Annotated in this window: 17 protein-coding genes and 1 tRNA gene; 6 read left to right on the plus strand and 12 right to left on the minus strand. The window is 67.4% G+C overall.

Features of this window, described 5'->3' with window-relative positions; genetic code table 11:
* Nucleotides 1–31: 31 nt before the first annotated feature.
* From ABIN76_RS08795 to ABIN76_RS08805, 3 genes are all read right to left on the minus strand, one after another.
* On the minus strand, nt 32–1,729 hold the full coding sequence (locus tag ABIN76_RS08795; RefSeq protein ID WP_346959333.1) for a helicase HerA-like domain-containing protein: 1,698 nt from the start codon (nt 1,727–1,729) through the stop codon (nt 32–34).
* Between the two features lie 86 nt (nt 1,730–1,815).
* On the minus strand, nt 1,816–2,517 hold the full coding sequence (locus ABIN76_RS08800) for a type 1 glutamine amidotransferase domain-containing protein (protein ID WP_346959334.1): 702 nt from the start codon (nt 2,515–2,517) through the stop codon (nt 1,816–1,818).
* Nucleotides 2,518–2,576: 59 nt separating this feature from the next.
* Nucleotides 2,577–3,446: an aldo/keto reductase gene (locus ABIN76_RS08805; protein WP_346959335.1), complete on the minus strand. Its 870-nt coding sequence runs from the start codon at nt 3,444–3,446 to the stop codon at nt 2,577–2,579.
* Nucleotides 3,447–3,626: 180 nt separating this feature from the next.
* Here ABIN76_RS08805 and ABIN76_RS08810 point away from each other — a divergent pair, with 180 nt between their 5' ends.
* Entirely contained in the window at nt 3,627–4,616 is a 990-nt protein-coding gene (locus ABIN76_RS08810; protein ID WP_346959336.1) for an LLM class flavin-dependent oxidoreductase, read from the plus strand.
* Nucleotides 4,617–4,628: 12 nt separating this feature from the next.
* Here the strand turns inward: ABIN76_RS08810 and ABIN76_RS08815 are convergent, their stop codons facing one another.
* Entirely contained in the window at nt 4,629–5,657 is a 1,029-nt protein-coding gene (locus tag ABIN76_RS08815) for a DUF1524 domain-containing protein (protein WP_346959337.1), read from the minus strand.
* 309 nt (nt 5,658–5,966) lie between these two features.
* On the opposite strand from ABIN76_RS08815, the gene ABIN76_RS08820 reads away from it, so the two are divergent.
* On the plus strand, nt 5,967–8,180 hold the full coding sequence (locus ABIN76_RS08820; RefSeq protein WP_346959338.1) for a discoidin domain-containing protein: 2,214 nt from the start codon (nt 5,967–5,969) through the stop codon (nt 8,178–8,180).
* A 57-nt stretch (nt 8,181–8,237) separates the two neighbouring features.
* On the opposite strand, the gene ABIN76_RS08825 is transcribed toward ABIN76_RS08820, so the two are convergent.
* The 3 genes from ABIN76_RS08825 to ABIN76_RS08835 all read right to left on the minus strand — a co-directional run bounded on the left by ABIN76_RS08825 (nt 8,238) and on the right by ABIN76_RS08835 (nt 10,710).
* Nucleotides 8,238–9,164 (minus strand): AEC family transporter, encoded by a 927-nt coding sequence (locus ABIN76_RS08825; RefSeq protein WP_346959339.1) that lies wholly within the window; start codon nt 9,162–9,164, stop codon nt 8,238–8,240.
* 143 nt (nt 9,165–9,307) lie between these two features.
* Nucleotides 9,308–9,736, minus strand: coding sequence for an aspartate 1-decarboxylase (gene panD, locus ABIN76_RS08830; protein WP_346959340.1), 429 nt, complete (start codon nt 9,734–9,736; stop codon nt 9,308–9,310).
* A 65-nt stretch (nt 9,737–9,801) separates the two neighbouring features.
* On the minus strand, nt 9,802–10,710 hold the full coding sequence (locus tag ABIN76_RS08835; RefSeq protein WP_346959341.1) for a LysR substrate-binding domain-containing protein: 909 nt from the start codon (nt 10,708–10,710) through the stop codon (nt 9,802–9,804).
* 142 nt (nt 10,711–10,852) lie between these two features.
* On the opposite strand from ABIN76_RS08835, the gene ABIN76_RS08840 reads away from it, so the two are divergent.
* Together ABIN76_RS08840 and ABIN76_RS08845 are read left to right on the plus strand one after the other, a co-directional pair.
* Entirely contained in the window at nt 10,853–12,316 is a 1,464-nt protein-coding gene (locus tag ABIN76_RS08840; RefSeq protein WP_346959430.1) for an amino acid permease, read from the plus strand.
* A gap of 313 nt (nt 12,317–12,629) precedes the next feature.
* The gene (locus tag ABIN76_RS08845; RefSeq protein ID WP_346959342.1) at nt 12,630–16,187 is read left to right on the plus strand and encodes a bifunctional proline dehydrogenase/L-glutamate gamma-semialdehyde dehydrogenase; all 3,558 of its coding nucleotides are present in this window, start codon (nt 12,630–12,632) and stop codon (nt 16,185–16,187) included.
* Between the two features lie 164 nt (nt 16,188–16,351).
* Here ABIN76_RS08845 and ABIN76_RS08850 read toward each other — a convergent pair whose 3' ends face one another.
* Together ABIN76_RS08850 and ABIN76_RS08855 are read right to left on the minus strand one after the other, a co-directional pair.
* A complete protein-coding gene (locus tag ABIN76_RS08850) occupies nt 16,352–16,708 on the minus strand; it encodes a hypothetical protein (RefSeq protein ID WP_346959343.1) in 357 nt (118 codons plus the stop codon).
* A 219-nt stretch (nt 16,709–16,927) separates the two neighbouring features.
* Nucleotides 16,928–17,782: a LysR substrate-binding domain-containing protein gene (locus tag ABIN76_RS08855; protein ID WP_346959344.1), complete on the minus strand. Its 855-nt coding sequence runs from the start codon at nt 17,780–17,782 to the stop codon at nt 16,928–16,930.
* A 242-nt stretch (nt 17,783–18,024) separates the two neighbouring features.
* Here ABIN76_RS08855 and ABIN76_RS08860 point away from each other — a divergent pair, with 242 nt between their 5' ends.
* Nucleotides 18,025–19,305 (plus strand): MFS transporter, encoded by a 1,281-nt coding sequence (locus ABIN76_RS08860; protein ID WP_346959431.1) that lies wholly within the window; start codon nt 18,025–18,027, stop codon nt 19,303–19,305.
* A 109-nt stretch (nt 19,306–19,414) separates the two neighbouring features.
* On the opposite strand, the gene ABIN76_RS08865 is transcribed toward ABIN76_RS08860, so the two are convergent.
* The 3 genes from ABIN76_RS08865 to ABIN76_RS08875 all read right to left on the minus strand — a co-directional run bounded on the left by ABIN76_RS08865 (nt 19,415) and on the right by ABIN76_RS08875 (nt 20,903).
* The gene (locus tag ABIN76_RS08865; RefSeq protein ID WP_346959345.1) at nt 19,415–20,575 is read right to left on the minus strand and encodes a N(5)-(carboxyethyl)ornithine synthase; all 1,161 of its coding nucleotides are present in this window, start codon (nt 20,573–20,575) and stop codon (nt 19,415–19,417) included.
* Nucleotides 20,572–20,721, minus strand: a complete 150-nt coding sequence (locus tag ABIN76_RS08870) for a hypothetical protein (protein WP_186372181.1) — start codon at nt 20,719–20,721, stop codon at nt 20,572–20,574. The genes ABIN76_RS08865 and ABIN76_RS08870 overlap by 4 nt, the downstream gene beginning before the upstream one ends.
* A 108-nt stretch (nt 20,722–20,829) precedes the next feature.
* Nucleotides 20,830–20,903, minus strand: a tRNA-Gly gene (locus tag ABIN76_RS08875).
* A gap of 194 nt (nt 20,904–21,097) precedes the next feature.
* Here ABIN76_RS08875 and ABIN76_RS08880 point away from each other — a divergent pair.
* Entirely contained in the window at nt 21,098–22,579 is a 1,482-nt protein-coding gene (locus ABIN76_RS08880; protein ID WP_346959346.1) for a GMC oxidoreductase, read from the plus strand.
* Nucleotides 22,580–22,606: the final 27 nt, after the last annotated feature.

The following is a 22,606-nucleotide window of genomic DNA, read 5'->3' on the forward strand; positions in this document are numbered from 1 at the left end:
GGCCGGGCGGGTGTGCGGGGCGGCGGTGCGGCTAGCGTCTGCGCCGCCGGGAAGAGGTACCGAAGACGCCGCGGAGCAGCTCCCGGCCAATCTGGGTACCCAGCGAACGGGCCATGCTCTTGAGCCCGCCGCCCAGCGCCCCGCCCAGCGCGCCGGCGAGGTCTCCGGCCATGCCGCCGCCGTCTTCTTGCGGCTGCGGGGCTCGACGCTGCGGGGCACGGTCCGGTTCGGGCATCGGCGCCGACCGGCTGCTGGGGCGGCCCAGGATCTCTTCCTCGATCCGGCGGGCGTCCGCATCGACGGCGTCGGGGTCCAGTCCGGTTCCGGGTTCCGGACCGGTGGGGGAGCCGCCCGCCGCGGGGCCGGTCGGTGCTGCCGCCCGGCCCGCGAGCTTTTCGTAGGCGGAGACGTTGTCCACGGCCGTGCCGTACTTGGCGAGCAGGGCGGAGCCGGCCACGGTGCTGGAAATCAGCGCATCGTCGCTGGGGCCCATCACGGACTCCGGCGCCCGCAGCCGGGTCAGGGCCACCGGGGTGGGAGCGCCCTTCTCATTCATAACTGTGATGACGGCCTCGCCGATTCCGGCCGAGGTGAGCGTCTCTTCGAGGTCGTAGTCGCTGACCGGAAAGGTCGACACCGTCGCCTTGAGCGCTTTGGCGTCCTCGGGGGTAAAAGCCCGCAGGGCGTGCTGGACCCTGTTGGCCAACTGGCCCAGGACATCCGCCGGGACATCCTTGGGCGTCTGCGTCACGAAGAAGATCCCCACGCCCTTGGAGCGAATCAGCCGGACCGTGGTGGTGATCGCGTCGAGGAAGGCCTTGGAGGCGCCGTTGAACAGCAGGTGCGCCTCGTCGAGGAAGAACACGAGCTTCGGTTTGTCCAGATCGCCGGCTTCCGGAAGGTCCTCGAACAGGTCGGCGAGCAGCCACATCAGGAAGGTGGAGAACAACATGGGCTTGGTCTGCAGGGTAGGCAGCTCCAGGCAGGTTACGACGCCGCGGCCGTCGGGGGCGGTCCGCAGCAGTTCAGCGGTGTCGAACTCCGGCTCGCCAAAGAACTTCTCCATGCCCTGCGCCTCAAGCGTGATGAGTTCGCGGAGGATGACGCCGGCGGTCGACTTTGATAGGCCGCCAAGGTTCTCCAGCTCGTCCTTGCCCTCCGCCGAGGTGAGGAACTGGATGACCGCGCGGAGGTCTTTCAGGTCGATCAGTTCAAGGTTGTTCTTGTCCGCAAAGTGGAAGACCAGCTGCAGGCTGGACTCCTGGGTCTCGTTGAGCTCCATCACCCGCGACAGCAGGATGGGGCCAAAGGAGGTGATTGTGGACCGCACCGGGATGCCGGCCCCGTCGCCGCCGAGGGCCAGGAACTCCACCGGGAACGTCTTCCCGGACCAGGCCTGGCCGATGCTGTCGGTGCGGGCCTTGAGTTTGTCCGAGCCGGCGGCGGCCGTGGCGAGGCCGGAAAGGTCGCCCTTGATGTCCGCGAGGAAGACCGGGACACCGGCGGTGGAGAGCTGCTCGGCCATCATGTGCAGGGTCACGGTCTTGCCGGTACCGGTGGCGCCGGCCACCAGGCCATGCCGGTTCATCATCGCCAGCGGCAGCCGGACGGGCGCGTCCTTGCGGAGTTCGCCGTCGACGATCGCGGCCCCCAGCTCGATCGTGGGTCCCTCCAGGGTGTAGCCCTTCTGGATGGTGGCGACTTTATCTGCAGTGGATTTGATGGCCATGCCGCTAGCTTAGCCGGGTCCGCCAGCGCGGACCCGGCATCGGCCAGTGTTTATTTGCGGTTCATTTGTAGGCCTGGCGGGCGCCGCTATTCGGCGAGGGCCTTGAGCACTTCCTTCGCCACGTCCTCGCTGGACTGCGGGTTCTGGCCGGTGATGAGGTTGCCGTCGCGGACCACGTTGGAGCTCCAGGCGGCCCCGTTTTCAATGACCGAGCCCTTCTCCTTGAGCACGTCCTCAACGAACCACGGCGTGTTCTCGCCGGTGCCGCCGCCGAGCTCCTCCTCGTTGGTGAACACGGTGAGGCGGCGCCCCGCGAAGGCGAAGGTTCCGGCGTCGTCGACGGCGCTCAGCAGGCCGGCGGGACCGTGGCAGAAGGGGGCGATGACCTTGCCTGCCGTGTTGGCCTCGACCAGCAGCCGGCCGAGGTCCGCGTCCTCGAACAGGTCGGCCATGGGGCCGTGGCCGCCGGGCATCACGATGGCGTCGTACCCGGAAAGGTCGACGTCGGCCAGCACCAGCGGGGCGGACAGCTCGGCGTCGATGTCGGCCAGGTACTTGCGGAAGCCGTCGGCGCGGTCCTCGCCGCCGGCGGACTCTGCCGCCAGGCTGACCTCGTCCACCGTGGGCTTGGCGCCGCCCGGGGTGGCGATGCTGACGCTGTGTCCGGCGCCCTGCAGGGTCTGGTGCGAGACCACGAGTTCCTCGGCCCAGTAGCCGGTGGGGTGCTTGCTGCCGTCGCGCATGGTGAGGGAATCGGCGGCGGATACGACCATCAGGATGTTAGCCATGTTCTTGCTCCTGTTCTGCCGGCCACAGGGCCGGCCATGGGGTGGGGATGGTTGGTTTGCTAGCGTGCGGCTTCGAGCCCGGCAAAGGTGGCGTCATCGAGGACGACGCCGGCGGCGGCCAGGTTCTCTTCGAGGTGCTTGACCGAACCGGTGCCCGGGATCGGCATCATCACGGGGGAGCGGCGCAGCAGCCAGGCGAGAGCCACCTGGGAGGTGGTGGCGCCCAGCCGCTTGGCTGCCTCGTCCAGCGGGCCGCCCGGGCGGGCAAATTCGCCGGCAGAGATGGGGGCCCACGGGATGAAGCCGATGCCGTGCTCTTCAGCGTAGTTAAGGACATCTTCGGAGCTGCGGTCCGTCAGGTTGTAGCGGTTCTGCACCGTGGAGACGGTGAAGTACCGGCCGGCCTGCTCAAGCTCCGCCACGCTGACCTGGGACAGGCCAAGGGCCTTGACCTTGCCCTCCTTCTGCAGGTCGCGGAGCACGCTGAACTGCTCTTCCGGGTCGACCTTGGGGTCAATCCGGTGCAGCTGCAGCAGGTCCAGGGCCTCGACCTTGAGCTTGCGCAGGCTCAACTCCGTCTGCTGGCGCAGGTATTCGGCGCGGCCCACCGGCACCCATTCATCGGGGCCGGTGCGGGTGAAGCCGACCTTGGTGGCGATCTTCAGGCCGTCCTTGTAGGGATACAGGGCCTCGGCGAGGATCTCCTCGCTGATGTTGGGTCCGTACGAGTCTGCGGTGTCGATGAAGTCGACGCCCAGTTCGACGGCCCGCCGGACGACGGCGATGGCCGCGTCCCGGTCGGCCGGTTCGCCCCAGACGCCGTCGCCGACGATGCGCATGGCGCCGAAGCCCAGCCGGTGGACTGTTCCCAGGTCCTTCAAATCGATCGTTGCGGATGATTCCGGATGCTGCGAGTTGTCGTGGCTCATAAGGGCGGCAACCCACTAAGGGTGCTGAGTATTCCTGCCGGGCAGTCTTGCCGGTGATTCCGGCCGCGCAGAAATAAGCCGGGCCCCGGCGCCGTTGGCACCAGTGTGCGCCGGCCGGAGTCCGGCGCGGCAAACGAATTTTCCAGACACCATGCTCCGCTACGAAAGGCCGGCTTTTCCGTGACTGTTCCGCTTTCCATCCTTGACCTCGCAATCATCGGCAAGGGCCAGACGGCGGCAGAAAGCTTCGCCGGAAGCGTGGCCATGGCGCAACGCGCCGAGGAGCTGGGCTACCGCCGCATCTGGTACGCCGAGCACCACAACATGTCGTCCATCGCGTCCTCCGCCACAAGTGTTCTGATCGCCCATGTCGCGGCCCACACCAAGAGCATCCGGCTCGGGGCCGGCGGCGTGATGCTGCCCAACCACGCGCCGCTGACCATCGCCGAGCAGTTTGGCACGCTTGAGACCCTGCACCCGGGGCGGATCGACCTGGGCCTGGGCCGCGCCCCCGGCAGCGACCAGAACACCATGCGGGCCCTGCGCCGGGATCCGATGAGCGCGGACAGCTTCCCGCAGGATGTCCTGGAACTGCAGGGCTACCTGACCGGCCCCACCCGCATTCCCGGCGTGGAGGCAACCCCAGGCAAGGGCACCAATATCCCGCTCTACATCCTGGGTTCCTCGCTGTTCGGGGCGAAGCTGGCCGCCCAGCTGGGCCTGCCCTACGCGTTCGCCTCGCACTTCGCGCCCAACGCCCTGCAGGACGCGGTGGCCCTCTACCGCCGCGAATTCCGGCCCTCCGAGCAGCTGGACGCCCCGCACGTGATCGCCGGCGTCAACGTGATCGCCGCGGATTCCGCCGCCGACGCCCAGGAGATGTTCCAGGCCACCAAGCGCGCCCGGGTGTCGCTGTTCTTCGGCAACGGCCGCGTCTTCAGCGACGACGAGGCGGACATGATCCTGGACTCGCCGCAGGGCCAGCACATGGCGCAGATGATGAAGTACTCCGCCGTGGGCACCCCGGCCGCCGTGCTGGACTACCTGGCGGAATTCACCGCACACGCCGACGCCGACGAGCTGATCGTCGCGCACCAGAGCGCCGGCGTCGAGGACAGGCTGCGTTCGGTGGAGCTCCTCGCGGAGGTCGCCGGGCTCGCCCGCGTCTGAACCGGAGGGCGGCTACTCGCAGCCGACCCCGTCGCCGTCGCCGTCGAATTTGCTGCTGAAACCGGGCTGCCCCTGCCGGATGGGGGCGGCGCCGGCAGCCCGCACCGCGGTGCAGTTTGCGTAGTGCACCGCGGCAGGCGCAGGCGCCGGCCGTGCCGGGAGCGTGGCCGGGGCTTTCGGCGCAGGCGGAGCCGCCGGTGCCGGCGCCGGGGCGGCCGGTTGCTGGCTGGCGGGGACCACGGCAGCCGGGCAGTCGCCCAGGATCCGTGCCATGGCGTCATGCTCGGCCGCGGTGACCCAGAGTGCGTAGCTGGCCTTGACCGAGATCTGGCGTGCCACGTAGTCGCAGCGGTAGGCCTTGTTCGGCGGCAGCCAGGTGGCGGCATCGCCGTCGCTCTTTCGCAGGTTCGCCGGGCCGTCCACCGCCAGAAGATTGAGCGGATCGTTGGCGAAGGCGAGCCGCCGGGCCGGGCTCAGCCGCTGCGCGCCCTTCTGCCAGGCGTCACTGAGCGCCACGACATGGTCAATCTGGACGGCGCTGCTGGTGCTCGCGCCGCGAAGGAAGGCGATGAGCTTCCCGGTGTAGGGGTCCTTCAGAACGCCGGAGAGCACCACGCAGCCCCGGGTCCCGGGTTTGAGCGCTTCCGCCGTCACGTCGCGCCGGAGCACGTCGTTGCGGGTGTCGCAGCCGTTGCGGTCGACGTCGGCCCAGGCCTGGCCGAACTGGTCACGGGAGTAACCGGTCTTGGGTGCCCTGCCCTTGACCGGGAGCGTCGACAGCACGTCGAGGGCCTTGCCCGCGAAGGCCGGTTGCCGGTGCGCCGGCGCCGTAGTTTGGGCGGGGGCAGTCGCAGCTTTGGCGGCCGCCGCGTTGGATGCGGCAGTGGGGGGTGCGGTGGCCGCGCCGGCGGGGCCCGTGGGGGACGTCGCCATTCCGCTGCCTGCCGGGACGGCGCAAGAGGTCGAAGCCGCCAGCAGCAGTCCGGCAACACCGCAGGCAATCCAGTCGACGGCGCCGCCGAGCGAGCCCTTCTTGCGCAATTCTTCCCCCCGCTGCCTGCCTGGTTTCCGGACCCTTTTTGGCCTTTCCCAGCTTAGGGCCGGCCGCTGCCCGGGCCGTCCTGCCACGCCGTTGGGCCGGCACCGGGCCGCCCCTGCGCGGCCGGGCAGCGCCGGGGCGGCCCATCCGCGGAGCACATTGGGGGCCTCCGGGCCGTAGAAATTTACGGCAAGGCCCGGCACACTGGGACTTGATCGTCTCGACGGCGTTGCCGTTGCGGGTGGCTGGCTCAGAGCCGCCCGGTTTAGTTCCCATGCCCTGTTCGGACAACTGCGGACCCGAGGATCTCCATGACACCTCATACTGAGCGGAAAAGACCGGCCCTTCGACCCTCCCGGCGCGTCGTCCTGATGTCCGTCGCGGGCCTCGCGGCAGTGGGCATCTGGCTCGGTTCGACCGTCGCGTTGCGCGGTGCGCCGCCGGGGCCGCTTCCGCACGCTGACGGCATCATCAGCATCGAGACGGACAACCCGGTGAACAAGTTTGACGGCCACCGTGCCATGGGGGTCGGCGTCGACGGCCTCGAAGAAAACGAAATCGACCGGGTCTGGTCGGCCCGGAATGTGGAAGCCATGAAGTCGGCCGGGTTCGGGCCGGTGAGTTACCGCCTGCGCACCGAATTGGGCGTCAAGGCGTGGCATTGGAACCCGCGGGGGACCTGGAGCCAGCCGGACAAGCAACAGGGGTACTGGACGTCCTCCTCCGAACCTGTGGAGGACTACGGGGTCTCATACGGCTACCGCCTTCCCCGGCGCGGCAACACTATCGATCAAGGAAAGAACAGCGGCCACTCCCGTCTCAACGACGGTGACGTCGAGACATTCTGGAAGTCCAACCCCTATTTGGATTCCCACTTCACCGGTGAACCCGACAGCCTCCATCCGCAGTGGATCATGGTCGAATTCCCGCAGGCTTTGCCGATGGACACCGTCCGCCTCGACTGGGGTACGCCGTATGCCACCAGCTTCAAGGTGCAGTACTGGGTCGGCCGGGATGCACGCTTCCCCGTGGACAACGGCAATTGGCGGGATTTCCCGCAGGCCGCGCAGCGGGGGACCGGGGGGTCCCAGACGGTGCGGATCGCGTCCAAGCCGGTCAGCGCCCAGTACGTGCGCATCCTTTTCACGGCGGACTCGGACACCGCCCCTGCCGGGTCCCGCGACATCCGCGACCGGCTCGGGGTCGCCGTTCGCGAACTCTACATCGGGCAGCAGCAGGCGGGTGCGTTCGTCGACCACGTCCGGCACCGGAAGTCGCATCGGCAGACGGTCATGTGGACCTCGTCGACGGACCCGTGGCACAGCAAGGATGACATCGACAAAGACTATGAGCACGCCAGCTTTGAGCGGCTTTTCGCCAGCGGGATTACCAAAGGCGAGCCCATGATGGTCCCGGTTCCCGCCCTGTACGGAACGCCCGAGGACGCCGCCGCGCTGGCCCGTTACCTCGGCAAACGCGGCTACCCCGTTCAACGGATTGAGATCGGCGAGGAACCTGACGGTCAGCTCGCCCAACCGGAGCATTACGGGGCGCTGTACGTCCAGATGGCCGCCGCCATGAAGGCCGTGAACCCGTCGCTGGAGTTCGGCGGCCCGGGTTACCAGACCACGCTGCCGGACTGGGTGCACTGGCCGGACGACAAGGGGGTCCGGTCCTGGACCGGCCGCTTTGTCTCCTACCTGCGGCACCGCGGGGCGATGGCGGACTTCGATTTCTTTTCCTTCGAGTGGTACCCCTTCGACGACGTCTGCGCCAATCCCGCCGGGACCCTGCCCCAGAACCCGGAGCTGCTGAGGCAGCTCCTCAAACGCCAGGCGGATGCCGGCCTGCCGGCCGAGGTGCCCAAAGTCATCACCGAGTATGGCTATTCCTCGTTTGTTGGGCAGGTAGAGCTGGAGTTGCCCGGCGCCATGGTCAACGCGGAAACGGCCGCCATGTTCCTGGCGATGGGCGGAGAGAGCAGCTATTTCTACGGAATAGAGCCGAACTGGGTCTTCCAGGACGAGGTGGGCGAAAAATGCGACACCCGGGGCAACCTCATGATTTTCCAGTTCTACGACGAATGGAAAATCCGGCCCGTGGCCGGCTACCAGGCAGCCAGGCTGGTGAACCACACCTGGCTGGAGGCCGGCACGGGCAGCCACACGATGTACAAGACCACCAGCGATGTGCGCAACGCCAAGGGCCAGGAACTGGTCACCGCCTATACGCTCCGCCGGCCCGACGGCAAGCTCAGCGTGATCCTGTTCAACAAGGACCCCAAGCGGGCCATCACGGTCCGGCTGATGCAGGACGGCGGCGGTGAATCCCAGCCGGTTGAGGGCAAGCTTGAGCTGGACCAGTATTCCGCTGAGCAGTACAAGTGGAACCCGTCCCACGGCCGGGGCAACGGGGGACACCCGGACCCCAATGACCCGCCGGTGAGCACCACCATCGGCACGGACAGGCATGCCACCATCACGCTGCCGCCCTACAGCATCTCCGTGGCAACAGCCCCGGGCTGAGCGGCGGCCGAACCCGCCGGCCGCCGGCGTCGGGCCGTTCTCCGGCGGGACCCGGCCTCAGGCGAGGAGCAGCGCCACCCCGATCATGGCGGGGACGGCCACCACCGTGGTGATCAACACGGTGTCCTTGGCGACAACGAGCCCGGTGCGGTAGCGGTTGGCCACCACAAAGACGTTCTGCGCGGTGGGCAACGCGGACGTGACGACCACGGCGAAAAGAGCCTGGTCCTGCAGGCCGAGCGCGAACCGGGCAAAGAGGTACGCCAGCGCCGGGTGGACGATGAGCTTGAAAGCGCAGGCCAGCAGGGTGTCGGTCCGGCGCCGGGCCGAGGCGTGCAGCGGGCGCGACCCGTTCAGGCTCATGCCGAAGGACAGCAGCATGGCCGGTATCGCGGCGCCGCCGATCAGGTGGATGGGCTGCAGTACCAATTCAGGAATCTGCCAGCCCGTCCCGGCCACCAGCAGGCCCAGCCCGGAGCCCACAATCATCGGGTTCCGGAGGATCATCAGGACAAAACTGAGCGGCGTTGTCCGGTGGGCGCTGGTGGTGGCGTCCAGGACCATGAGGAACAAGGGGGTAAAGAAGGCCAGCTGGAAGATCAGCAGGGGTGCCACATAGCTGGCGTCGCCCAGCACAAACACGGCGATCGGAATGCCGAGGTTGGCGGAGTTGGCCAGCGACGCGCTCATGGCGGACACCAGGGCTTCCGGCAGCGGGCGCTTGAGCAGCAGACGCACCACACCGAAGTAGAGGGCAGCGGTGGCGATGGCACCCACTGCGGTCACCAGCAACGGCGCGGCAAAGACGTCACCGAGCCTGGCTTTGCTGAGCGTCTCGAACAGCAGGGCCGGGCTGGCCACGAAGAACGTCAGCGCGCTGAGGACGGAGCGGGCGTTGTCGCCCAGGATGTTTCGCCGGCCAACGAACATGCCGACCAGGATGATGCACCAGACAACGAAAAAACCGGCCAGGACGCCTAGCACGCGGCTGTCCGGGGCAGCGCGGGCGGGGGAAGGATGACGGACACCGTCCCACAATAATCAGATTTTTCCGCTACCCCGTCAGGGCTGGCAGCGGGACGACATGATTGCTCAGGCATGCCGGGGGCGCCCCGGGGGCGCAGGTGTCAGTTCAGGGTGGCGTTGTTCAGCGCGTGCGGCGGCCGGAGCAGTCCGGCGGTGTGGCCCTCTGCGGGGTCGCTCCCGATCTGGACCACCTTGTTGTCCTTGTCCACATGGACCACCTTGGGGGTGTAGGACTGGGCCTCTTCCGTGGTCATCTGGGCGTAGGTAATCAGGATGACGATGTCGTTTTCGTGCATCAGGTGCGCGGCAGCGCCGTTGATGCCAATGACGCCGGAGCCGCGCTCGCCGGCGATGGTGTACGTCTCGAGCCGGGCCCCGTTGGTGACGTCGACGATCGCGACGAGTTCACCGGGCAGGATGTCGGCGGCCTCGAGCAGGTCCAGGTCCACGGTGACCGAGCCGACATAGTGGAGGTCCGCGTGGGTGACCGTGGCGCGGTGGATTTTGGACTTGAACATTGTGCGATTCATAATTTATTCAGTCTAGCGCCGGCAGCGGAGCCGCGCTGTGAGCCAGGAAACACCGGCGACGGACTTCAGGCGGCGGGAGCGATGGACGCGGCGGTCTCGGCGAGGATTTCGCGGGCCGCGACGATCGCCGGGCGTTTCGCGCTGGAACGGCGCACGGACGTGAAGACGGTGCGGTGGGGGTTGCCCGGGAGGTCAATCAGCTGCGCCGTGGTGCCCCGGCCGGTCCAGACCAAGTCCGGCATCAGCGCTACCGCGTTGCCCGATTCGATCAGCCGGATCTGCGCCTGCAGATCGGCGGTCTCAAAGCGCACATCCGGCTCGAAGCCGGCACTGCGGCAGGCCTGTTCGGCCCAGTGCCGGGATGCCGCACCCCGGGGCTCCATCACCCAGGCCAGCCCTGCGGTGTCGGCGAGGGAAGTGACGGCGGGACGGTCCGGGGACGCGGGCGGGACCGCCAGCCGGATCGCATCGCCGGTCAGGCGGAGCCGGTCCAGCTCGGCGTAGCGGGGTGCCGCATGGCCCGGATACTGTTCCGCGATGACCAGGTCGAAATCACGGGCCCAGGTCTCATGGAGGGCCGTTTCAGGCTCCCGCTGGATCATCTCGATCCGGACCTCCGGGTAGCTGGAGGACATCCGGGTCAGGGCGTCGGGCATCAGGGCCAGTGCGGCGGACTGGAAAACGGCGATCCGCACCGTCCCGGTCACGGTGGTCATTGAGGCCGCGAGGTCGGCCTCCGCCTGCTCCAGGGTCTCCAATAGCTGGGCGGTATGGGCCACCAGCACCTCGGCCTGCGGAGTGAGCTGCACCCGGCGGCCCGTCTTCCGCAGCAGTGGCACGCCGGCTTCCTTTTCCAGCAGCGCCAGCTGCTGGGAGACGGAGGAGGGGCTGTACTGCAGTGCCTCGGCGACCTCGGCGAGCGTGCCCCGGATTTTGAGTTCGCGCAACAGACGCAGCCGCCGGACGTCGAGCATCGCTATTCCTTTGTGAATTCTAATGGTTATTGATTAGGAGAATTCACTTTATCTAATGCAATCCGGCTTGCATACTGTTGTCACCGAGTTACCCCCATCACAGGGTGGATTGATGGGCGCCACTTCTGACCAGGAGACCCTGATGAGCACCAAAGATTTAACCAAGTCGATCATGCGGCGCAAGCCCATCGATGACATTGAGGAAGAAAACAAGCACAGCGGCCTCTTTAAGAGCCTGGGGCTGTGGCAGCTGACGGCCATCGGCGTCGGCGGCATTATCGGCGTCGGCATCTTCTCGCTGGCCGGGCTGGTGGCCCACGGAAGCGAGAGCGAACCCGGCGTCGGCCCCGCCGTGCTGTTCTCGTTCCTGATCGCCGGCCTTGCTTCCGCGGCCGCGGCCCTGTCCTACGCAGAGTTCGCGGGCATGATTCCCCGGGCCGGTTCGGCCTACACCTACGGGTACGTGGCGCTGGGGGAGGTGATTGGCTGGTTCATCGGCTGGGACCTGCTGCTGGAATACATTGCCATTGTCGCCGTGGTGGCCATCGGCATTTCCGGGTACTTCGACGCGTTCCTCTCCGGCATCGGCATCCACATGCCCGTCTGGATGACGTCGACGTTCGATGAAGGCAAGGGTGGTGTCGTCAACATCCCCGCCATTGCCGTCTGCCTGCTCGTGACCTGGATCCTCTCCCGCGGCACCAAGACGTTCGGGCGCTTCGAGCTCGTGGCCGTCGCCATCAAGGTCGTCCTGATCCTGTTCATCATCGGGCTGGGCATCTTCTACATCAACACCAATAACTACAACCCGTTTATGCCCAGCGGCTTCGGCCCGGTGCTGGCCGGTTCCGCGACCGTGTTCTTTGCCGTGTTCGGCTATGACGCGATGAGTACCGCGGCGGAGGAAGCCACGGACGGCAAGAAGCACATGCCGAAGGCGATCATCCTGTCCCTGATTGTGGCCATGCTCCTGTACGTAGCAGCGACCCTGGTGCTGACCGGCATGCAGAACTACCAGGACATCGATCCCAAGGCCGGCTTCGCCTCCGCCTTCAACGGGGTGGGCCTGCCGGTGATCGCCACGATCATCTCCGTCTTCGCCGTGCTGTCCATCCTGACGGTCATGCTGACCTTCCTGCTGGGTGTCACCCGGGTCTGGTTCTCGATGAGCCGCGACGGATTGCTGCCGGGCTGGTTCGCCAAGACCGACCGCCACGGCACCCCGCAGCGCGTCACCTGGATCGCGGGCGTGGCCTCGGCGGTGCTGGCCGGAGTCTTTCCGATCAAGGCCGTCGCGGACCTGACGAACATCGGTATCCTGGCCGCGTTCGTCGTCGTTTGCCTCTCCGTGATCATCTTCCGCTACAAGAAGCCCGACGCGCCGCGCACCTTCCGGCTGCCCTTCATGCCGGTGGTTCCACTTTTCGGCATGCTCGCCTCGGCGTTCCTCATGTTCCAGCTGCACTGGGAGACGTGGGTCCGTTTCGGCGTCTGGCTGGTGGTGGGGCTGGTCATCTACTTCGGTTACGGCCGCAAGCACTCGTTGATGAACCCGGACAGCCCGCGGCACGAAGAGGCCGTGGAACTGCACCGCCACGTCGGCTAACTCCCCACGCTCCCTCACTTTTAGCAGCCATTCTCCGGACGCTCCCTCAGGTCCGGCCCTATTTCGGCGAACCCTCCCTCAGGTCCGGCCCTATTTCGGCGAACCCTCCCTCACCTCGTGGGGGAGGGTTCGCCGTTTTGCGGCAGGGGCTGAGGGAGGGTCGCACCGGTAGGGGCCGGAAGTGCGGGAGGCTCGCCGAAAGATGCGATTTTCCTAACCAGTATTGCTCAGAAAACATCGCTTTATCTTATGAAAATCCAGTCGCATACTGATTCAAGAACGGTCCATATATTGAGAAAGAACGAGTGCCACCATGACCAACACCTCAACGGAATCCGGCCTGAACACCGGCGCGTACGCGGGCAAGGAAGCCACGCACGCCGCCGTTTCGGAAGGCTCGCCCGTGCTTGAGGCTGCAGCCCTCGCCGAGGAGACCATCGCGCTGGTCCGCCGCTGGCTCACCGCGGCAGCCCAGGTCCCCGTTGACGCGTCCGCCGCGCAGCTCGCCGGTGTTTTGAAGGACCCTAACGGCCTGGACTTCACCGTCGGATTCGTCGACGGCGTCGTACGCCCAGAGGACCTCCGGGTCGCCGCCCGCAACCTCGCCGCCCTGGCCCCCAAGGTCCCGGCCTTCCTGCCGTGGTACATGCGCAGCGCCGTCCGCGTTGGCGGCGCCGTGGCCCCGGTACTGCCGCAGGTGGTCATCCCGGTTGCCCGCCGCGTGCTGCGCGAAATGGTCGGCCACCTCATCGTCGACGCCACTGATGCCAAGCTTGGTCCCGCGATTGCAAAGATCCGCAAGGACGGCATCAAGCTGAACGTCAACCTCCTCGGCGAAGCCGTGCTCGGCGAACACGAGGCCTCCCGCCGGCTCGAGGGCACGCACACCCTGCTCGCCCGGCCCGACGTGGACTACGTCTCGATCAAGGTTTCCTCCACCGTGGCCCCACACTCCGCCTGGGCCTTCGACGAGGCCGTGGAGCACGTGGTCGAAAAGCTCACCCCGCTCTTCGCCCGCGCTGCCGCGTTTGCCGCCGGCGGACAGAAGGCCAAGTTCATCAACCTGGACATGGAGGAGTACAAGGACCTGGATATGACCATTGCGGTCTTCACCCGGATCCTGGACAAGCCGGAGTTCAAGGACCTTGAGGCCGGCATCGTGCTGCAGGCCTACCTCCCGGATGCCCTGGCCGCGATGATCCGCCTGCAGGAGTGGGCCGCGGCCCGCCGCGCCGACGGCGGCGCTGCGATCAAGGTCCGCGTGGTCAAGGGCGCCAACCTGCCGATGGAACAGGTCGAAGCCTCCCTGCACGACTGGCCTCTTGCCACCTGGGGCACCAAGCAGGACTCGGACACCAACTACAAGCGCGTCATCAACTACGCGCTGCACCGCGACCGGATCCGCAACATCCGGATCGGCGTCGCCGGCCACAACCTCTTCGACATCGCCTTCGCCTGGCTGCTGGCCAAGCAGCGCGGCATCGCGGATACCGCCCAGCAGGGCATCGAGTTCGAGATGCTGCTGGGCATGGCGCAGGGCCAGGCCGAGGCCGTCAAGCAGGACGTCGGCTCGCTCCTGCTCTACACTCCGGTGGTCCACCCGGCCGAGTTCGACGTCGCGATCGCCTACCTGATCCGCCGGCTCGAAGAGGGCGCCAGCCAGGACAACTTCATGTCCGCCGTCTTCGAACTCAGCGACAACGAAACCCTCTTCGAGCGCGAGAAGCAGCGTTTCCTCGCCTCCCTCGCCAAGCTCGACGACGAGGTCCCGGCCCCGAACCGCCGGCAGAACCGCGCCCTCCCGGCCGCGCCGTTGCCGCACGACTCCTTCGAGAACACCCCGGACACCGACCCGTCGCTGCCGGCCAACCGCGACTGGGGCCGCGCCATCCTGGGCCGGGTGGCGACGTCCACCTTGGGCAACGCCGCGGTCGAGGCCGCCACCATCGACGACGAGGCCACCCTCAACGCCGTCATCGACACCGCCGTGGAGAAGGGCAAGGCGTGGGGCGCGCTCTCCGGCGCCGAGCGTGCCGCGATCCTGCACCGCGCCGGCGACGTGCTCGAATCACGCCGGGCCGACCTCCTCGAGGTGATGGCCAGCGAAACCGGCAAGACCATCGACCAGGGGGACCCCGAGGTCAGCGAGGCTGTCGACTTCGCGCACTACTACGCCGAATTGGCCCGCAAGCTCGACGACGTCGACGGCGCCACCTTCGTGCCGGCCAGGCTCACCGTGGTGACGCCGCCGTGGAATTTCCCGGTGGCCATCCCGGCCGGCTCCACCCTCGCGGCCCTCGCCGCGGGCTCCGCCGTCGTGATCAAGCCCGCCAAGCAGGCACGGCGCAGCGGCGCCGTGATGATCGAGGCGCTCTGGGAAGCCGGGGTACCGCGCGACGTGCTCACCATGGTGCAGCTGGGCGAGCGGGAACTCGGCCAGCAGCTGATCTCCCACCCCGCCGTGGACCGCGTCATCCTCACCGGCGGCTACGAGACGGCCGAACTGTTCCGTTCCTTCCGCAAGGACCTGCCCCTGCTGGCCGAAACCAGCGGCAAAAACGCCATCATTGTCACCCCGAGTGCCGACCTGGACCTGGCGGCGAAGGACGTGGCGTACTCCGCCTTCGGCCACGCCGGCCAGAAGTGCTCCGCGGCTTCGCTGGTGATCCTGGTGGGGTCCGTTGCAACGTCCAAGCGGTTCCACAACCAGCTGATCGACGCCGTCACCTCGCTTAAGGTCGGCTACCCGGAGGACCCGGCCAGCCAGATGGGCCCGATCATCGAACCGGCCGGCGGCAAGCTGCTCAACGCGCTGACCACCCTCGGCGAGGGCGAGGCCTGGGCCGTGGAACCTAAGCAGCTGGACGAATCCGGCAGGCTTTGGAGCCCCGGCGTGCGCCACGGCGTCCGGCGCGGGTCCTACTTTCACCTCACCGAGTTCTTCGGCCCGGTCCTCGGCGTGATGACTGCCGCCACCCTGGAGGAGGCCATCGCGATCCAGAACCAGATCGAGTACGGCCTGACCTCCGGCCTGCACTCGCTCGACTCGGATGAACTGGCACTCTGGCTGGACACCGTCCAGGCCGGCAACCTGTACGTCAACCGGGGCATCACCGGCGCGATCGTGCAGCGCCAGCCCTTCGGCGGCTGGAAGAAGTCCGCCGTGGGTGCCGGGACCAAGGCCGGCGGCCCCAACTACCTCGCGGGACTCGGCGACTGGGCCAGCAAGCCCAGCACCGCCGCCGAAGCCGGGCAGGCCCCGGCGCCGCTGCACTCCGGCGTGCGCCGGATCGAGGACGCGGCCAAGGGTTTCCTGACCGCAGAGGAACTGGCCCCGCTGCAGCGCTCGCTGGCCTCCGACGCCCGGGCATGGGCCGAGGAGTTCGGCACCGCCAAGGACGTCTCCGGGCTGAGCGCCGAACGCAACGTCTTCCGCTACCGCCCGCTGCCGGTCACGGTGCGGCTCGCCGCCGGAAATCCGCTCGGCGAACTGGTCCGGGTTGTTGCCGCCGGCGTCCAGGCGGGATCGCAGCTCACGGTGTCCAGCGCGGTCGAACTGCCCGCGCAACTGCGCGCAGTGCTGTCCGGCCTGGGGATCGCGGTCACCGTGGAGGACGACGCCGACTGGCTGGCGGCCGCAGCCCGGCTCGCCGGGGCCGCGAAGCTGTCCGTGACGCGGATCCGCCTGATCGGCGGGGACGCGACGGCGCTGGCAGAGGCCACCGGGGGCCGACCCGACCTGGCCGTCTACGCCCATCCGGTCACGGAGGCCGGGCGGGTGGAGCTGCTGCCGTTCCTGCACGAGCAGGCCGTCAGCATCACGGCACACCGGTTCGGCACCGCCAACCACCTCTCGGACGGCCTGATCTAGCTGCTTCGGGCGCCTCTAGCAGCTTCGGGCGCCGGGCCGGCCCCGGGGATCCCGGGGCCGGTCTCCGGCAGTTCCAGGGCAAACAGCATCGCCGCCGTGTCCGCGCTAAAGAGCGGGCACGGCGGCGATTGCCGTTGGATCAAGTGCGGTGCGGGCCGCGGCTCTTAGCCGAGGTACCAGCCCGGCGGCGCCCAGGACGCCGGAACGGCGTGCGCGGAGAAGTCTTCGCATCCCGAGCAGAAGTAGGTGACCTCGCCCAGCCGACTCACGGTCCCATCCCGGCGGTGTTTGGCGGGTACGAACGTCTCCAGGTAAACGAACTCGTCCGTCCCGCAGCGCTCGCAGTAGGGGATGCCGACGAAGTCATCGTCAGTCCGGGCGGGGGCGGGGTGTGCATCAAGCCGGCCGAGGGCGGCGTGCGGCACGCCCTCGAGGCGGGGCGATCCCGCGAGCGGCCGGGCGGCCTTCAAGGGCCGGGCGGACCTGACCGTTGGGCGGGGGCGGTTTATGGCTGGCGTCATTGCTGGCCTATCCCGAACGCCGGGTGCCGTCGCCGCCGGGCAGCAACAAGGACGAGCGTTCGTTTGTCGAATAGTGGTGGCGGGCCTCTGCTTGACCTTCAACAAGGTCAGGATAGGGCAAGTACCACGTGTGTTCAATGGGTGCGTACTGACCCCGTTCGGTCGGGTATTTTGCGGGTAGGTACCGGGCCCGGCCGAGTAGGTACACGGGTACGGGGGTCAGGCCGAGCGGTTCAGGGCGCGGCCGACGATGGTCTGGGTGAGGGCTTCAATCACCTCGGTGTTGGCGAGCGGATTGCGGATCAGGGTGAAGTCGACGTCGCCCACGGCGGGCAGGTCGAAGCGCCGGGTAATGACTTTCAGGTCCTCCGGGACCAGCGAGGACGGCATCACGGCGACGCCGATTCCGGCCCGGACGGCGGCCAGCACGCCGCTGATCTGACGGGTGGTGCAGGTGATGCGCCAGGTCCGGCCGCTGGCTTCGAGGGCGTCGATGGCCAGTTTCCGGCTCAGGCTGGGCGCGGGGTAGGCGATCAGCGGCACCGGGTCCCCCGGGTCCAGCACAGTCTGCTCGAGGCCCACCCAGGAAAAGGAATCCTGCTGCACCACGGTGCCGTCCTTGGCCCCGGCCACCCACTTGACGAAAACGAGGTCCAGCTGGCCGGCGTTGAGCCGCTTGTAGAGCTGGTCGCTTTGGCCCACCGTGAGCTCCAGGTTGATCTGCGGGTAGATCTGCCGGAACTCGCGCAGGATCCGGGGGAGTCCCGTGATGGCAAGGTCGTCCGCTGTGCCAAAGCGCAGCCGGCCGCGCATGGCGGAGCCAGAAAAATAGCGGGCGGCGGAATCGTGGGCGGCGAGGATACTGCGCGCGAAGCCGGCCATGGCGTCGCCGTTGTCCGTCAGACGCACATCGCGGGTGTCACGGGTGACCAGGGTGCGCCTGGCCGCGGCTTCAAGCTTCCTGACGTGCTGGCTGACCGTCGGCTGCGCCAGCCCGAGGCGTTCCGCGGCCCGCGTGAAGCTGAGCGTCTCGGCCACCGCCAGGAAAGAGCGGAGCTGGGCAGGTTCAAACATGCCCGCCCCCGGTCAGCGGATCCCGCACTCGATTCACTCCGGCTCCAATACATTGCAGTTCGTGATGCTAGTTATGCGCAGAATAACCTTCCATTATCGATTGGCGCCAGCTTAGCGTTAAGGCAGCCCCCGTAAACTCCCTTCCCTGAGGACTTGCCGTGCCACCCCCTCCGCCCCTCCAGGCCGCCGCAGCGCAGCAGGAGCCTCTCCGGCAGTCCTGCCGGCAACCCGTCACCGAACCGATCGGCGTCGTCAGTGAGCGGCTGCCGTGGCGGCACACTTTCATTTCGCTGCGGGTCCGCAACTTCCGGATTTTCGCGGCCGGACACTTCGTAGCTGTGGTGGCGCTGTGGATGCAGCGTATTGCCCAGGACTGGCTGGTGCTCCAGCTCTCCGGCTCCGTCACCGCCGTGGGCGTCACGGTGGCGCTGCAGTTCCTGCCCTCGCTGCTTCTCGGCCCGTGGGGCGGCATGATGGCGGACCGCTTCGCCAAACGGAAAATCCTGATGCTGTGCCAAGGCGTGGCCGCGGTCCTGGCCGCAAGCCTTGCTGCCCTGGCCCTCTCGCAGCGGATCGAGGTCTGGCACGTGTACGCGCTTGCCCTGACGCTGGGCCTGGTCACGGTGCTGGACCAGCCGGCCCGGCAGGTCTTTGTGAATGAACTCGTGGGACCGGCCTACCTGCGCAATGCCATCAGCGTGAATTCCACGATCTTCCAGCTCGGCGGCCTGATCGGCCCAGCCGTTGCGGGCATCCTGCTCAGCGCGGTGGGGGCGGGCTGGGCATTCGCCGCCAACGCGCTGGCCTGCTGTTCCACGCTGGCGATGCTCCTGATCCTGCGCAAGGACGAACTGCACCTCACGGCGCCAGCCGCCAAACGCAAGGGCATGCTCAGGGAGGGGCTGCGGTACGCGCTGGCCAAACCCACAATCTACTGGCCGTGGCTGATGGCCGGCTTCGTCGCGGTGTTCGCGATGAGCCTGCCGGTGCTGCTGGCGGCCTTCGCCGACCACGTCTACGACGCCGGGGCGGGCGGCTATGGACTGTTCAACTCCCTGGTGGCGCTCGGCGCGCTCGCCGGGGCCATTACCTCCGCGCGGCGGCGGCAGCTCAGGCTGCGCTCGGTGGTGCTCGGCGCCGGAATGTACGGGCTGATGCTCTGCCTGGCGGCCGGGGCGCCCTCGATGGCCCTGTTCGGGGCGGCCATGGTGCTGGCCGGTTTCTGGTGTCTGATGTTCCTTACCGCCGCCAACCAGCTGGTCCAGGTCAGCGCCAACATGGGGATCCGCGGCCGGGTCATGAGCCTGTACATCATGGTGCTCATCGGCGGGCAGGCGATCGGCGGACCGCTGATGGGGGCGCTGGCAGAGCACCTGGATCCCCGCACGGCGATCCTCGTCTCCGGCGGGGTGCCGGCGCTCGCAGCGGCGGTGGTCGCCGTCGTACTGGCCAGGCGTGGCGAGCTGACGCTCAGGGTGGACCTGACGGACCGGCGGCGGCTGCTGCGGATCGTCCGGGCCTAGCTTTCGGCGCCGGATACAGCTTTCCGCGCCGATAACGGACAGCCGCTACGCGGGTCGGCGTAGCGGCTGTCCGGAACCGCCGCGGAAACCCGGACGCGGCGCGAAAATGCTAGCCGGCCAGCGGGAGGTGCGGGTAGCCCGGCTGCCGCTGCTGGAACTCCAGGACATCCGGATTGAGCACCACGCCGTCGCGGATTTCGATGGCACGGCGGATGGTGTCGTTGCTGTCCCAGGCCGCAGGGCCGGAAATCACCGTCTCCAGGAACGGCAGCAGTGCCTCGCTGATCTCGGAGCTGGCGGAGTTCCACAGGTACGACGGGCTGTGGTCCACCGCGTAGTAGTCGATGTGGTCGCCCACCGTGAACATGGGCTCGGCGAAGGTGGTGGTCTTCGCCCAGCTGAATCCCATGCCCTCGTCGCAGGACACGTCCACGATCAGGCTGCCGGGCCGGAAGGCGCCCAGGTCCCCGGTGCGCAGGTACGTCAACGGCGCGTTCGGGTCCTGCAGGGTGCAGTTGACCACGATGTCGCTCTCGGCGAGGAAGGGCGCCAGCGGCACCCGGCCCCGTTCGGTGATGACTTCGCTCAGGAACGGCGCCTCGTTGTCGTGGTCGAACTGCGCGATCCGCACCGAGTGGATGGGGGAGCCCACGGCCGCGACCCCGCGGTTGGTCAGCACTTGCACATCGTGGATGCCGTGGGCGTTCAAGGCGGTCACGGCGCCGCGGGCGGTGGCGCCGAATCCGATGACGACGGCGCTCAGCCGGCGGCCGTAATCGCCGGTGGTTCCGGTCAGGGCCAGGGCGTGCAGCACCGAGCAGTAACCGGCCAGCTCATTGTTCTTGTGGAAAACGTGCAGGCCGAAACCGCCGTCGCTGGCCCAGTGGTTCATCGCCTCGAATGCGATGAGCGTGAGTTTCTTGTCGATCGCCAGCTGCGTGATGGCCGCGTCCTGGACGCAGTGCGGCCAGCCCCAGAGGACCTGCCCGTCGCGCAGTTCGGCGAGGTCCGCCGGCTGCGGCTTGGGCAAGAGTACGACGTCGGCCTCGGCCAGGAGCTGCGCCCGCGGCGCGATCCGGCCCACCAGGCCGGCCAGCTGGGCGTCCGGGACGCCGAAGCGCTCCCCGTAGCCCGCTTCCAGGATCAGTTGCTTCCTGAGCTCCGGGGCGATGCGTTCGAAGTGGCGGGGATGGATGGGAAGGCGGCGTTCGTCCGGTTTGCGTGTGGCTGCGAGGACGCCGAGGGTGAGATGGTTCGAGGAACCGGTCACTTCTTTTTGGGGCTCGCCGTCTTGGCGGCGGTCACTTTGTCCAGGGAGCTGGGCGGCGCGGCGGCGGCCCTTTTATCAGCGCGCTTTTCCTTGATGGACTTGGCGGATTTTTTGGATGCTGCTTGACGGGGGGATTTGTCAGCCATGATTGCTCCTGTAGCGGAACCGGGAAGGTTCCTGACTCCTGACGATACAGGTAGCCACCTAACCGGCTCCGGGGCGGCAGGGCTGCGGGGCCGGGGCGTGCGACGAATTGGAGCGGCTGACGGGAATCGAACCCGCGTATCAAGCTTGGGAAGCTAGCGCTCTACCATTGAGCTACAGCCGCAGTGCTGCGCGTTCCAGCGCCGCGGAAACCAGCTTACAGCAGCGCGAGGGTTTCGCCGGACAAGCCCAATCGTGGCCAACTGGGGCTGTGCCTGCAACAATGACCGCAGGCGTGCTTGGCACGCCCCGAGAAGCGCAGAGTCGGCATCGACGGGGGAAAAATGATTGACGCAAAACTGCAGTTTAAGAGTCGAAATGTTTGACGTCTGCATCGTCGGTGGTGGAACCATGGGCTTGTTTCTGGCCGCCGAGCAGGTCGCCAGCGGGAAGAGCGTCATCTTGCTGGAAGCAGGACGAAGCCGCGGTGAAAATAAGGAGCGCCTCCTGGGCCCGCGTCCGATCCGCGGTTTGCACCGAGGCTCGGAGGAGGCATGGACTACCGGGCTTGGCGGTACCAGCCAGCTCTGGGGCGGTCAGCTGTGGCCGTGGCAGGACTGGGAATTTTCCGGGCTGAGGGACAGAGATATTAGTGCGTGGCCCCTCGGCTTCGGCGAGATTAAGCCCTACTACGAGCGCGTGCTACAGGTGTTGGCCCTTCCGGCCACACACGCGCAGATACACGGTCGCTCCGGGTCTGCGCGCAGGCTGCCCGCCTTGCCCGATAGCGATTACTCCCTCAGGTACTCGTCGTGGATCGATCGTTCCCGCAGAAATTTCAGAAAGAACCCCGCCATTCGTTCCCGGCTGCGCAGCGCCACTGTCCTTGAGGGCGTTGTAGTGAACCGGATCAGGGAAATCGCCTCCGGTGCAACCGAAATCGAGCTCCGCGATGACGCCGGCGCGCTGTCCCAAATACCAGCCAAAAATGTAGTGCTCGCCGCTGGAACGCTGGGCAACGCCCGAATCCTTCGGAACTCCGAAGTCTCGCACGATCTGCCGGCCCTGGGGCGCGGATATCTGGACCACGTGTCCAAACGAATCGCCCGCGTGGATGTCCTCGACTGGAACAGGTTCCGCGGATTTTTCGCGCCAAAAAGCGTCCGCGGCGTGCTGGCTTCGCCGCGCATTGTGCCGGGACTGGACTTCCTCAACCACCATCAGCTTTTGCCCTGCTACGCGCACTGGGAATTCGAGTCGCCGCGCAGCGGGGCGGTGGCGTCGCTGCGGGCCCTGCTCAGGGCCGGCCAAACAGGCGAACCGCGGCCGCCCGTTGCCGCGACTTTGTCCAATCTGCGTGGAGAATCCGGTGAGTTGGCCGAGGCCCTTGCGCGAGGCGTGAGGCACCGCGAGCGGCCGGTGCCGAAGTCAAGCCAGCCGTATTTGCGACTCGACGTCCAGCAGCCGAGCCGGAACGATGTTCAACTTGAATGGTCGGAAAACGAAGCCGCGCCCGACTATCCCAGCATGTCGCTTTCCTGGCGGACTGGCAGCGAGGAATCGGCGACGGCGCAGGCGATCACCCACCGGCTCGTGGACTTTCTCAATTCCCTCAATGTAGGTGCCGCGGTGCACGCACTGCCGGCTGGTGGTGCGTTCGAGGACATTTTTCACATGATGGGCGGAACCAGGATGGCGGCGACGCCGGCCGAAGGAGTGGTGGACCGGGACTGCAAGGTTTTTGGCACGACCAACGTCTTTGTTGCAGGTGCATCCGTTTTTCCCAGCGGAGGTATGGCGAACCCTACCTTCACGGCCCTCGCTTTGACCGCAAGAATCGGCGACCGGATAAGTCGATAAAGCCGCTCGAAAACAGGCTGAATGGGT

The organism is uncultured Arthrobacter sp. (genome assembly GCF_964021775.1).
GTDB lineage: Bacteria > Actinomycetota > Actinomycetes > Actinomycetales > Micrococcaceae > Arthrobacter.